This window comes from Phenylobacterium sp. GW823-FHT02A09, assembly GCF_058797775.1.
This window is the reverse complement of sequence record NZ_JBXAJZ010000002.1, coordinates 528,855-540,904: the sequence shown is the minus strand read 5'-3', so window position 1 is coordinate 540,904 and position 12,050 is coordinate 528,855. Positions and strand designations below refer to the sequence as shown.

The following is a 12,050-nucleotide window of genomic DNA, read 5'->3' as shown; positions in this document are numbered from 1 at the left end:
ACTCGATCTTTTCGCACTCGACTTTCGGACCGGGCTTCCCAGATGGGCTTCATGAGCATGAGCGGGCTTGAAATGACGAAGCTGGCGGCCCTGGCCGTACTGACGATGGCGCTGGGCGCGGGCCCGGCGGCTGCGCAGCTGAGCCAGAGCTCGGACGCGCCGGTGGACATCACCGCCGACGCGCTGGAGGTCGTGAACAACCAGTGCCTGTCGATCTGGAGCGGATCGGCCGAGGCGCTGCAGGACCGCACGCGGCTGCGCGCCGACGTGATCAAGACCTTCTCCAAGCAGCAAGCCGCACGGCCGGGCGGCGCCAGCGGCGCGTGCGGCGCGCTGGACCGCATGGAGGCGATCGGCAACGTCTACTACGTGACCCCGCAGCAGAAGGTGCGGGGGGACAACGCCAACTACGACGTGACCGCCGAGCGCATCGTCATCACCGGCGACGTGGTCGCCGTGTCCGGCCAGAACGTGATCCGCGGCGACCGGCTGGTGGTCAATGTGGCGACCGGCGACGCGCAGATGCAGTCGGGCGCCAAGGGCCCCGGCAAGGCGCGCCCGCGCGCGGTCATCTTCCCGAACCAGCAGGCGGGCCAGCCCGCCGCCCGCCGCTAGGAGTTCACTTGGCCGAGGCCGAACAGTCGTTGCCGGGCCTGGCCGGCGAAGGTCTTGTCGTCGACAACATCGGCAAGTCCTTCCGCAAGCGTGCGGTGGTCAAGGGCGTGTCGCTGCGCCTGGCGCGCGGCGAGGTCGCGGGCCTGCTCGGCCCCAACGGCGCGGGTAAGACCACCTGCTTCTACATGATCACCGGCCTGATCCCGGCCGACTACGGCTCGATCTATCTGGACGGCGAGAACATCACCCGCCAGCCGATGTACCAGCGCGCCCGCATGGGCGTCGGCTACCTGCCGCAGGAAACCTCGATCTTCCGCGCCATGACCGTGGAAGAGAACGTCATGGCCGTGGTCGAACTGCGCGAGCGCAGCCAGGCGCGCGCCAAGCAGACGGTGACCGAGCTGCTGCAGGAGCTGCGCATCGAGCATCTGCGCACCTCGCCGGCGGTGTCGCTGTCCGGCGGCGAGCGCCGCCGAGTCGAGATCGCCCGCGCCCTGGCCAGCGAACCGTCGTTCATGCTGCTGGACGAGCCGTTCGCCGGCATCGACCCGCTGGCCATCGCCGACATCCGCGAGGTGATCACCTATCTCAAGGGCCGCGGCATCGGCATCCTGATCACCGACCACAATGTCCGCGAGACGCTGGACATCATCGACCGCGCCTCGATCATCCATGCCGGCGAGGTGCTGTTCGAAGGCACCCCCGACCAGATCGTCGACGATCCGGAAGTGCGCCGGGTCTATCTCGGCGAGCGCTTCGGCCAGGACTGATCGCCGCGCGTCCGAGGCAAATTCATCCGCGCCTGGACAATCGACACGCAAGTTCCTTCTATGGCGCCGCCGCGATGGGGCGGTCGGGGATCTTCGTGTTCATGCGTACCGCCAGCCTGATTTTCGCGGCCTGCGCCGCTCTATCCGTGACGCCCGCCTTCGCGCAGATCGCCGAGGCGCCGTCGCGAGTGTTCGCGCCGCGCGACCTGTTCGGGCTCGAGTACGCATCGGATCCGCAGTTCCGGCCGGACGGCGGCGCGATCGCCTACGTGCGGGTCGCCAACGACATCATGACCGACCGGGCGCGGCGGTCGATCTGGCTGATCGATCCGAAGACCGGGGCCCAGAGCCCGCTGATCGCCGACGAGCGGTCCAACAGCCGCCCGCGCTGGTCGCCGGACGGCCAGCGCCTGGCCTATGTGGTCTCCGGGCCCGGCGGCCCGCAGGTCCACGTCCGCTGGATGGCGAGCGGCCGTTCGGCCCAGGTCGCCACGCTGGAGCAGGCGCCGAGCGAGCTGGCCTGGTCGCCGGACGGCAAGTCGCTGGCGATCCTGATGCTGACCGCCGACGAGCCAGCCAAGCTGGGCGCGCCGCTGGCCAAGCCGGAGGGTGCGACCTGGGCTCCGCCGCTGAAGGTCGAGGACCGGATGACCTGGCGCGCCGACGGCGACGGCGAGCTGAAGCCGGGCTTCTCGCAGGTCTTCGTGGTCTCGGCCGACGGCGGCGCCCCGCGCCAGCTCACCTTCGGCAAGTTCGACGCCTTCGGCCCGCTGGCCTGGAGCGGCGACAGCCGCAAGGTGCTGTTCTCGACCAACCGCAACAAGGACTGGGAGCGCGATTCGGCCGAGAGCGAGATCTTCGCGGTCTCGGCGCTCGACGGAACCTTGACCCAGCTGACTCGCCGGGTCGGGCCGGACCGCGCGCCGGAGGTTTCCCCCGACGGGCGGCAGATCGCCTATCTCGGCTACGACGACGCCGCGCGGCGCAGCTACGAAAACGTCCAGCTCTATGTGATGGGCGCCGACGGCCAGGGCTCGCGGTCGCTGACCGCAGGGCTCGACCGCAGCATCGACGCGGCGCAGTGGTCGCGTGACGGGCGCAGCCTGGTGGTCTCGTACGACGACCACGGCGTGAAGAAGCTGGCCAGGGTCGGGCTGGACGGCAAGATCCAGCCGCTGGCCGAGGGGCTGGCCGGACCGGCGCTCGACCGGCCCTACACCGGCGGCGATTTCTCGCTGGCCCGCGACGGGGCGGTGGCCTTCACGCAAGGCTCGCCCGAGCGGCCGGCCGACATCGCGGTGGCCGGCAAGGGCCAGGTGCGGCGGCTGACGTCGCTGAACGCCGACCTGTTCGCGGGCAAGACCCTGGGCAAGGTCGAGAAGCTGGCGGTGACCTCGGCGTTCGACGGCAAGCCGATCGACGCCTGGATCGTCACCCCGCCGAATTTCGATCCGTCAAAGAAATACCCGCTGGTGCTGGAGATCCACGGCGGGCCGTTCTCGGCCTACGGTCCCTACTTCTCGACCGACAACCAGCTCTATGCGGCGGCGGGTTACGTGGTGGTCTATTCGAATCCGCGCGGCTCGACCTCGTACGGGGCCGCCTTCGCCAACGAGATCGACAAGACCTATCCCGCCCACGACTACGACGACTTGATCAGCGTGGTGGACGCCGGGATCGCCAAGGGCTTCGTCGATCCGGGCCGGCTCTATGTCACCGGCGGGTCGGGCGGCGGGCTGCTGACCGCCTGGATCGTCGGCAAGACCGACCGCTTCAAGGCCGCGGCCACCCAGAAGCCGGTGATCAACTGGACCAGCCAGGTGCTGACCGTCGACGGGGCCAACTTCATGGCCGACTACTGGTTCGGCAAGATGCCGTGGGAGGATCCCCAGGGCTATTGGGCGCGCTCGCCGCTGTCGCTGGTCGGCAATGTGAAGACCCCTACCCTGGTGCTGGTCGGCGACCGCGACCTGCGCACGCCGGTCGGCGAGTCCGAGCAGTACTATCAGGCGCTGCGCCTGCGCGGGGTGCCGACGGCGTTCGTGCGGGTGCCCGAGGCCTCGCACGGCGGGCTGGCGGTGCGTCCGTCGCAGTCGGCGGCGCGGGTGCAGGCGATCCTCGCCTGGTTCGAGCGCTACAAGTAGGGGATGGCGGCGGCGGATTGCTCCGCCGCCGCCCCGCCCCTTCGCTGGCGCTGCGGGCCTTCGTCGCCGCTCACCCCTTCACGCAGACGACCTGGCGCAGGGTGTGGACGATCTCGACGAGATCGGCCTGGGCCGCCATGACCGCGTCGATGTCCTTGTAGGCCATCGGCGTCTCGTCGATCACGTCGGCGTCCTTGCGGCACTCGACGCCGGCGGTGGCGGCGACGTGGTCCTCCACCGTGAAGCGGCGCTTGGCTTCGGTCCGGCTCATCGCCCGGCCGGCGCCGTGCGAGCAGGTGCAGAACGACTCTTCATTGCCCTTGCCGCGCACGATGAAGGAACGGGCGCCCATCGAGCCCGGGATGATCCCGAGCTCGCCGAGGCCGGCCCGCACCGCGCCCTTGCGGGTCACGAAGACGTCCTTGCCGAAGTGACGCTCGCGGCTGACGTAGTTGTGGTGGCAGTTCACCGCCATCTGCGTCGTCGCGAGGTCCGGGAACACCGCGCGCAGCACGCCCAGGACCTGGTCCATCATCACTTCGCGGTTCGCCAGCGCGTACTTCTGCGCCCAGCTGACCGCCCGCACATAGTCGACGAAGCCGTCGGTCCCTTCCGGGAAGTAGGCCAGGTCGACGTCCGGCAGGTTCACGAACCAGCGCCGCATGTCCTGCTTGGCCCGCTCGACGAAGAAGGACCCGAACCGGTTCCCGACGCCGCGCGAGCCGGAGTGCAGCATCACCCACAGAACGCCTTCCTCGTCGAGGCAGAGCTCGACGAAGTGGTTGCCGGTCCCGAGCGTGCCCAGGTGGCCGAGGCCTCGCGGATGCGCCGCCTTCGGATTGCGGGCGATCACGTCGTCGTAGCCGTCCTTCAGCGCCGCCCACTTGGCCTGGGCGATCGCCGGCGGTTCGGCCGCCCACGCGCCTTTGTCGTTGCGCCCGCCGTTGTCGGTCCGCCCGTGCGGGACGGCGGCCTCGATGGCGCTGCGCAGGCCCGCCAGCGAGTCCGGCAGGTGCTCAGCGCGGATCGAGGTGCGGACCGCCATCATGCCGCAGCCGATGTCGACGCCGACCGCCGCCGGGATGATCGCGCCCACCGTCGGAATGACCGAGCCGACGGTCGCGCCCATCCCCCAGTGCACGTCGGGCATGACCGCGATGTGCTTGTGAATGAACGGCAGGCTGGCGACGTTCTGCAGTTGCCGGCGGGCCGAGTCCTCGAGCGGGACGCCGCGCGTCCACGCCTTGATCGGCTTGCCGGTGGTCTCGATGTATTCGAACCCGCTCATCGGGTTCTCCTTTCCTTGCCGCCCCTCCCGGCGTCACGGCTGGAACGGATCTCCGGAAACGAAGAACCCCTCCAGGCCGGGCCGGGAGGGGTTCTTCGTACAGTCCCAAGATCGATGACGATCCCTAGACCCGAGCTTCCTCCCAGACGCGAGCGTGCTTGTCCTCGACCTGGCGGCCGAAGAGCGTGACGCACATCTGATTGGTAGGCCGCAGGGCCATGGGGTGGTCTCCGATTTGGGAGGCGCGGATTACAGAGTTCGCCGAAACCGCGCCAGAGGAAAATTCAGCTCAAGAGCTCCGTGTGGCCTGCGTGTCACGGTTGCGGGCGGCTTCGTACTCTTCGTGATGGCGGCGGCGTTCCTCCTCCAGCGCCTTGCGCCAGCGGGCGCGCAGCAGCGAGGGGCGGTCGGGGTAGCGGTCCTCGAGGAACTCGGCGGCGACCACGCGGTCGGTCCGGAAGTTGCGGAAGTCGGCGCGCAGCTCGCACCAGCCGACCAGCATGCGGACCGTCTCGTGATAGCCGACGGTGACCGGCCAGACGGTGCGGCGGCTCTCGCGGTCCTGCTCGTCGCGATAGTGCAGGGTGATCTTGCGGCCGGCGCGGATGGCGGTGCGGACCTGGGCCATGTCGAGCTGGTCGGGTGGGGCGGTGCGCCAACCGGGCACGGCGCGGCCAGCCGGCTCCAGCACGTAGGGGCGCAGGCGCTCGGGCACCGAGGCGCCGATCTTGGCGATCAGGTCCTGGGCGGCGCGGGCGAGCGAAGGGTCGCCGCGGCTGGCCACCCATTGGGCGCCGAGCACCGCGGCCTCGATCTCGTCGGGGGTGAGCATCAGCGGCGGCAGGTCGAAGCCCTGGTCGAGCACGTAGCCCATGCCGGCCTCGCCGCGGATCGGCACCCGCTGGCCCATCAGGGTGGCGATGTCGCGATAGACCGTGCGCTTGGAGGTCTCGAGCTCCTCGGCGATGGCGTCGGCCGTGATCGGCGCGCGCGCCCGGCGCATGATCTGGATGATCTGGAACAGGCGATCGGCGCGACGCATGGAGATCCGCTTCATGGGGCTGGAGCATCGACCTGCGATGCTGACAGCATGGTGGCAGCAGCCGGGTTCTAAGCCAACGGAGTTCTTTCAGGGAGAGACTCCATGATCACGCTTTACGGGATCGGCGCGAACTTCGGACTGCCCGAGGCCAGCCCCTATGTGACCAAGACCGAGGTCCACCTGCGAATGGCGGGCCTGGCCTACGCCAAGCAGGCGGCGCCGCCGCAGATGTCGCCCAAGGGCCAGCTGCCCTGGCTGGACGACGACGGCGAGCTGATCGCCGACAGCCACTTCATCCGCCTGCACCTGGAGCGGAAGTACGGCGTCGATTTCGACGAGGGCCTCGGCGCGGCCGAACGCGCCCAGGCCTGGGCCATCGAGCGGATGGTCGAGAATCACCTGGGCTGGACGCTGGTCAACGCCCGCTGGCTGATCCCGGAAAACTACGCCAAGGGCCCGGCGCAGTTCTTCCAGGCGATGCCGCCCGCCATGCAGGAGGACATGCGCCGCGACGCCCAGGGACGTATCGGCGAGACGCTGCGCGGCATCGGCATCGGTCGACATTCCGAAGACGAGGTCTTGGGGCTGGGCGTGCGCTCGCTGTCGGCGCTGTCGGCGTTGCTGGGCGACAAGCCGTTCCTGATGGGCGCGCGGCCGACCGGCGTAGACGCCGTCGCGTTCGGCGTGCTGGCCGGGCTGATGACGCCGTACTTCGACGCGCCGATCCGCGACCGGGCCGTGAGCTTCAGCAACCTGGCGCGCTACGTCGATCGGATGATGGCGGGCGTCTATCCGGAGTTCGCCTGGACGCCCCTGGCGGCGCAGGCGGAGACGCTCGCGGCGTAAACAAAGCGTCGCCGTGCGGTTAACACTTCGGTTGGGATGAGCGCGCTAACCTCGCCAGCAAGAAACAGGCCAGGAGGCGGATTTGGCGCTCGGCGCGCGTTTGGAGCTGAGGCAAGGGCAGGGGCTGGTCATCACGCCCCAGCTGCAGCAGGCGATCAAGCTGCTGCAGCTCTCGAACCTTGAGCTCGAAGCCTTCGTCGAGGGCGAGCTGGAGCGCAATCCGCTGCTGCAGCGCGACGAGCGCGAATCAGAGCCCGACCGCGAGGAACAGCCGCGCAGCGAGGCCGACGACCACTCCGCCGACCAGGTCAGCGACCACGCCGCCGCGGCGGACATGGACACCTCGCACGACCAGGCCTCGCCCGGCGAGCACGCCACCGGCGACGCCCAGGAAGCCCAGCATGCGGGCGGCGCGGTCGACTGGTCGAAGGCCGGCAAGGGCGGCAGTTTCGAGGACACCGACGACTTCGAAGGCCGGCTGACGCGCGAAAAGACGCTGAGCGAGCACCTGCACGACCAGCTGGCCGTGGCCGGGCTGACCCCGACGCAGAACGCCATCGCCGCCATCCTGATCGACGGGGTCGACGAGGGCGGCTATCTGCGCGTCGACCTGATCGAGACCGCCGAACGGCTGGGCTGCGAACTGGCCGCGGTCGAGGGCGTGCTGACGACGCTTCAGGGCTTCGAGCCGACCGGGGTCTTCGCCCGCGACGTGCGCGAGTGCCTGATGCTGCAGCTCAAGGAACGCGATCGCTGCGACCCGGCGATGGTGGCGCTGCTGGACAATCTGGAGCTGCTGGCGCGGCGGGACATGAGCGCGCTGCGCAAGGTCTGCGGCGTCGACGACGAGGACATGCGCGACATGGTCGCCGAGCTGCGCGGCCTGACCCCGCGGCCCGGCGCGGCGTTCGGCGGCGAGCCGAGCCAGCCGGTGGCGCCCGACGTGTTCGTGCGCGAGGGCCTGGGCGGCCTGTGGCACGTGGAACTGAACACCGACACCCTGCCGCGGCTGCTGATCGACCAGCGCTATCACGCGCGCGTCGCCGGCGGGGCGCGGACCGAGCAGGAGAAGGTGTTCGTCTCCGACTGCATGGCCAGCGCCAACTGGCTGGTGAAGAGCCTCGATCAGCGGGCCAAGACCATTCTGAAGGTGGCCAGCGAGATCGTGCGCCAGCAGGACGGCTTCCTGGCCTTCGGGGTCGAGCACCTGCGGCCGCTGAATCTGAAGACCGTGGCCGACGCCATCGGCATGCACGAATCCACCGTCAGCCGGGTGACCTCCAACAAATACATCGCCACGCCGCGCGGGCTGTTCGAGCTGAAGTTCTTCTTCACCTCGTCGATCGCCTCGACGTCGGGCGGCGAGGCGCACTCGGCCGAGAGCGTGCGCCACAAGATCAAGCAGCTGATCGACACCGAGCGCGGCGAGCGCGACGTGCACTCCGACGACCGGATCGTCGAGATCCTCAAGGAGACCGGCGTCGACATCGCCCGCCGGACCGTCGCCAAGTACCGAGAGGCGATGCGCATCCCGTCGTCGGTCGAGCGCCGGCGGATGCTGAAGGAAGCGGTCTAGCCGCTCGGCCCCGGGGCGGCCGGCAGGGCCGTCAGATAGGCCTCCAGCAGGCGCACCAGTTCATCTTCGAGCGCGGCGGGGTCGAGGCCCAGGCCGGGCTCAGACGCAGCCGCGCGCAGCAGGCTGATCGGCGCGTGGGTCAGCACGAAGGCGCGCTCGGGCGTCAGCTCCATGGCGAACTGGGCCTTGCCCTCGATGGCGGCCAGAAACGCCTGGTGGTGCTGGGCCAGGCCGCCGTCGTCGCCGCGTCGCCGGTACATGGCGTCGAGCAGGGCGGCGCGGCCGCGCGGCGCGTCGTCGAAACTGCGGGTCAGGGCCTGGACGATGGCGCGCACGGCGTTCGCGCCCGGGGGGCTGATCACCAGGTCGGCGATGTCGTCGCGCACGGCGCTGGCCCGCTGTTCGGCCAGGGCCGCCAGGATGTCGTCCTTGTCGCGGAAGTACTGGTAGACGGTGCCGATGCTGACCCCGGCGCGGGCGGCGATGTGATTGGTGGTCAGCCGCTGGGCGCCCTCGGCTTCGAGAAGTTGAAGGGCGGCGCTGAGGATCACCTCCACCGTCGACTCGGCGCGCGCCTGACGCGGCGTTCTGCGTTTTCTTTCAGTCATTTGGCGAAACCGAAGGGCGGCGGCGCGCGGCCGCGTGAACGCGAGTAGGAATGTGAGGAATGCTTACATATCGTTCCTGGCAGTCCAAGACCTGAACGCCCGGAGACGTCCATGAGCCCCGCCGTCGAGCGCGCCCGCCAGCGCATCGCCGCCCAGAAGGCGCAGCTGCCGCTGATGTACGCCAACGTGGATTTCGACCGGCAGCCGGAGCGGTTCACCGACGATCCGGCGCACGCGGTGGTGCGCGACCGCGCCCCGCTGGGCGTGCAGGTGACCGACGAGGAGATCGAACTGGTCCGCGCCTATTCGATGCTGGGCGACGTGGTGGCCGACGCCTATGCGGCGCTGATCCCGAAGTACGGCTTCCGCGGGCTGATCGCCATGCTGGTGCAGGCCTGCGACGAAGGGATCGCGGCGGTCGAGAACGCACCGCCGGAGCTGGCCGCGTTCATCGCGGCGATGGAGGCGACGCCCGACTGGGTGGACATGGACCTGGTCGCCGAGGGCGCGCGGCTGGACCGCAACGCCACCGCCAACCTGGCACCGTTCGCGATCCGCGGGGCGTTCATCGCCACCTTCCTCAACAAGTACTCGGCCTTGCCGATGGCGCTGACCGGGACACTCAGCAACGACACCGCCGCGCGGCGGGTCAACGAGACGGCGACCTTCTTCGCGACCACGGTGCTGCCCGGCGCGCTGGAGCGCCACGGCGAAGGGTTCAAGGCCGCGGCGATGGTGCGTCTGATGCACTCGATGGTGCGGTTCAACGCCCTGCGCACCGGCCGCTGGGACAGCGCCGTCTACGGCGTGCCGATCCCGCAGGTCGACCAGATGCCGGCCGGGCTGATCCCGATCTTCCTGATGGCGTTCAAGATGGTCGGCCAGGGGCGGCGCGAGTTCACCGCGGCCGAACGGGCGCAGGTCGAGCTGGCCCGTTACCGCTGCTTCCTGCTGGGCCTGCCAGAAGAACTGTTGGCCACCACGCCCGAGGGCATCGTGCGGATCATGACCGCGCGCAATTCGACCCTGCGCCAGGGGTTCGACGACGAGACCTGCGGCGAGCTGATCCGCGCGACTCTGTCGGCTTATCTGCCGGCCAGCCGCTCGCCGATGGCGCGGCTGCACAACGTCATCGAGAAGAGCTTCGCCAAGGCGTTCTTCCTGCGCCAGTTCCTGAAGGGCGACCGGGCGGCGGCGCAGCGGATGGGCGTGCCGATCAGCGGTCTGGACCGGGCGGTGTTCGCGCTGGTGGCGGTGGCGATCGGCCTGCGCATGGCGGCCTATCGCTGGGCGGGGCGGATCCCCGGCCTGCGCGAGGCGGCCGATGCGGCGCTGGTGCGCAAGATCCGCGGGCTGCTGCAGCGCTACGGCCATGCGGAGTTCACGAGCGACGCCGGCGCCTATCGGCCGACCCAGGGCGTGCGCGCAGCGGCCTGATTTCGGCAAGAACGCGCCCGCGCCTGCGAGCTTTGCGAGAAATTCTGTCTTGAGCCTCGCGGGCGTCCGGCTAGGGATGCCCGGTGATCAGCTTTCAATCCGTCGGCAAGACCTTTGCGCGCGCGTCCGCGCCCGCGCTCCATGACGTCACCTTGCAGGTGCAGGCCGGCGAGGTGTTCGGCGTCATCGGCCAGTCGGGGGCCGGCAAGTCGACCCTGATCCGGCTGATCAACGGGCTGGAGCGGCCGAGCGCCGGCAGGGTGATCACCGACGGCGAGGACGTCGGGGCGCTGGACGCCGGCGCGCTGCGGAACCTGCGCCGCCGGGTCGGGATGATCTTCCAGCACTTCAATCTGCTGTCGTCGAAGACCGTCGCCCAAAACGTCGCCTATCCGCTGAAGGTGGCGGGCGTGCCGAGCGCGCAGATCGGGCCGCGGGTCGCCGAACTGCTGGCGCGCGTCGGCCTCTCCGACCACGCAGCGAAGTATCCGGCCCAGCTGTCCGGCGGCCAGAAGCAGCGGGTCGGCATCGCCCGCGCCCTGGCCAACGGCCCGAAGATCCTGCTGTGCGACGAGGCGACCAGCGCGCTGGACCCGCAGACCACCGAGCAGATCCTCGACCTGCTCAGCGAACTGAACCGCGAGCTTGGCCTGACCATCGTGCTGATCACCCACGAGATGGAGGTGATCCGCCGGGTTTGCCATCGGGTCGCCGTGCTCGACGCCGGATCGGTGGTGGAGAGCGGCGAGGTCGCCGAGGTGTTCCTGCATCCGCAGCACGCGGTGACGCGGGCGCTGGTGGCCGACGCGGCCGGGCTGGGGGCCAGTGCGACGCCGGGCGCGCTGCGGCTGACCTTCCGCGGACAGGCGACCTACGAGCCGATCCTGGGCCGCATCGCCCGCGACACCGGGGTCGACTACTCGATCCTGGCCGGACGCATCGACCGCATCCGCGACGAGCCCTACGGCCAGCTGCTGGTCTCTCTGGTCGGCGGCGACGTGGCCGCGGCGCGCGAGCGGCTAAGCGCCGCCGGCGTGCGGGTCGAGGAGGCTTGAGCATGTTCGCCAACATCAACTGGGCCGACATCGGCCAGGCCAGCCTCGACACCCTGGTCATGCTGGCCGGCTCGCTGGGCTTCTCGGTGCTGCTCGGCCTGCCGCTGGGCGTGATCCTGTTCCTGACCGGCAAGGGCAAGCTGCTCGATAACCCGCCGGCGCACGGCGCGCTGTCGTTCGCGGTCAACGTGCTTCGCTCGGTGCCGTTCGTGATCCTGCTGATCGTGATGATCCCGCTGACCATGCTGCTGGTCGGCACCTCGCTCGGCGTCGCCGGGGCGATCCCGCCGTTGGTGGTGGGCGCGGCGCCCTTCTATGCGCGGCTCGTCGAGACGGCGCTGCGCGAGGTCGACAAGGGGGTCATCGAGGCGGCCCAGGCCATGGGCGCCAGCCCGCGCCAGATCGTGTTCGGGGCGCTGCTGCCCGAGGCGCTGCCGGGCATCGTGGCCGGGGCGACTGTGACGGCGATCGCGCTGGTCTCCTACACCGCCATGGCCGGCGTGGTCGGCGCGGGCGGGCTGGGCGACCTCGCCATCCGTTTCGGTTACCAGCGGTTCCAGACCGACGTCATGGTCGTGACGGTGCTGCTGCTGCTGGCCCTGGTGCAGGGCCTGCAATGGGCGGGCGACCGCCTGGTCATCAAGCTCAGCCGCCGTTGAGCGGCGAAAG

General features: G+C 70.0%; 11 protein-coding genes. 8 read left to right on the top strand and 3 right to left on the bottom strand.

Annotation, left to right across the window (positions count from 1 at the left end; translation table 11 throughout):
- Positions 1–72: 72 nt before the first annotated feature.
- From AC1Q87_RS09845 to AC1Q87_RS09835, 3 genes are all read left to right on the top strand, one after another.
- On the top strand, positions 73–615 hold the full coding sequence (locus tag AC1Q87_RS09845) for an LptA/OstA family protein (RefSeq protein WP_492608770.1): 543 nt from the start codon (positions 73–75) through the stop codon (positions 613–615).
- A gap of 29 nt (positions 616–644) precedes the next feature.
- A complete protein-coding gene (lptB, locus tag AC1Q87_RS09840; RefSeq protein ID WP_183772402.1) occupies positions 645–1,385 on the top strand; it encodes an LPS export ABC transporter ATP-binding protein in 741 nt (246 codons plus the stop codon).
- Positions 1,386–1,486: 101 nt separating this feature from the next.
- On the top strand, positions 1,487–3,529 hold the full coding sequence (locus AC1Q87_RS09835; RefSeq protein WP_492608769.1) for a S9 family peptidase: 2,043 nt from the start codon (positions 1,487–1,489) through the stop codon (positions 3,527–3,529).
- A gap of 70 nt (positions 3,530–3,599) precedes the next feature.
- Here AC1Q87_RS09835 and AC1Q87_RS09830 read toward each other — a convergent pair whose 3' ends face one another.
- On the bottom strand, positions 3,600–4,817 hold the full coding sequence (locus AC1Q87_RS09830; RefSeq protein WP_492608768.1) for an RtcB family protein: 1,218 nt from the start codon (positions 4,815–4,817) through the stop codon (positions 3,600–3,602).
- Positions 4,818–5,106: 289 nt separating this feature from the next.
- Positions 5,107–5,859 (bottom strand): helix-turn-helix transcriptional regulator, encoded by a 753-nt coding sequence (locus AC1Q87_RS09825; RefSeq protein WP_492608767.1) that lies wholly within the window; start codon positions 5,857–5,859, stop codon positions 5,107–5,109.
- 102 nt (positions 5,860–5,961) lie between these two features.
- Between AC1Q87_RS09825 and AC1Q87_RS09820 the strand changes: the two genes are divergently transcribed.
- Together AC1Q87_RS09820 and rpoN are read left to right on the top strand one after the other, a co-directional pair.
- Entirely contained in the window at positions 5,962–6,705 is a 744-nt protein-coding gene (locus AC1Q87_RS09820) for a glutathione S-transferase family protein (protein WP_492608766.1), read from the top strand.
- Between the two features lie 82 nt (positions 6,706–6,787).
- Complete coding sequence (rpoN, locus tag AC1Q87_RS09815; RefSeq protein ID WP_492608765.1) at positions 6,788–8,281, top strand: RNA polymerase factor sigma-54; 1,494 nt, start codon at positions 6,788–6,790, stop codon at positions 8,279–8,281.
- Here rpoN and AC1Q87_RS09810 read toward each other — a convergent pair.
- The gene (locus tag AC1Q87_RS09810; protein WP_492608764.1) at positions 8,278–8,889 is read right to left on the bottom strand and encodes a TetR/AcrR family transcriptional regulator; all 612 of its coding nucleotides are present in this window, start codon (positions 8,887–8,889) and stop codon (positions 8,278–8,280) included. The genes rpoN and AC1Q87_RS09810 overlap by 4 nt on opposite strands.
- A gap of 111 nt (positions 8,890–9,000) precedes the next feature.
- Between AC1Q87_RS09810 and AC1Q87_RS09805 the strand changes: the two genes are divergently transcribed.
- The 3 genes from AC1Q87_RS09805 to AC1Q87_RS09795 all read left to right on the top strand — a co-directional run bounded on the left by AC1Q87_RS09805 (position 9,001) and on the right by AC1Q87_RS09795 (position 12,040).
- Positions 9,001–10,326: an oxygenase MpaB family protein gene (locus AC1Q87_RS09805; protein ID WP_492608763.1), complete on the top strand. Its 1,326-nt coding sequence runs from the start codon at positions 9,001–9,003 to the stop codon at positions 10,324–10,326.
- Between the two features lie 83 nt (positions 10,327–10,409).
- A complete protein-coding gene (locus AC1Q87_RS09800) occupies positions 10,410–11,381 on the top strand; it encodes a methionine ABC transporter ATP-binding protein (protein ID WP_492608762.1) in 972 nt (323 codons plus the stop codon).
- Positions 11,382–11,383: 2 nt separating this feature from the next.
- Entirely contained in the window at positions 11,384–12,040 is a 657-nt protein-coding gene (locus tag AC1Q87_RS09795) for a methionine ABC transporter permease (RefSeq protein WP_492608761.1), read from the top strand.
- Positions 12,041–12,050: the final 10 nt, after the last annotated feature.

What these genes read in the sequence shown, in the direction of transcription:
- AC1Q87_RS09845 (WP_492608770.1), top strand. Translation starts at nt 73, where the DNA reads ATGACGAAGCTGGCGGCCCTGGCCGTACTGACGATGGCGCTGGGCGCG.
- AC1Q87_RS09835 (WP_492608769.1), top strand. Translation starts at nt 1,487, where the DNA reads ATGCGTACCGCCAGCCTGATTTTCGCGGCCTGCGCCGCTCTATCCGTG.
- AC1Q87_RS09830 (WP_492608768.1), bottom strand. Translation starts at nt 4,817, where the DNA reads ATGAGCGGGTTCGAATACATCGAGACCACCGGCAAGCCGATCAAGGCG.
- AC1Q87_RS09825 (WP_492608767.1), bottom strand. Translation starts at nt 5,859, where the DNA reads ATGCGTCGCGCCGATCGCCTGTTCCAGATCATCCAGATCATGCGCCGG.
- AC1Q87_RS09820 (WP_492608766.1), top strand. Translation starts at nt 5,962, where the DNA reads ATGATCACGCTTTACGGGATCGGCGCGAACTTCGGACTGCCCGAGGCC.
- AC1Q87_RS09810 (WP_492608764.1), bottom strand. Translation starts at nt 8,889, where the DNA reads ATGACTGAAAGAAAACGCAGAACGCCGCGTCAGGCGCGCGCCGAGTCG.
- AC1Q87_RS09805 (WP_492608763.1), top strand. Translation starts at nt 9,001, where the DNA reads ATGAGCCCCGCCGTCGAGCGCGCCCGCCAGCGCATCGCCGCCCAGAAG.
- AC1Q87_RS09795 (WP_492608761.1), top strand. Translation starts at nt 11,384, where the DNA reads ATGTTCGCCAACATCAACTGGGCCGACATCGGCCAGGCCAGCCTCGAC.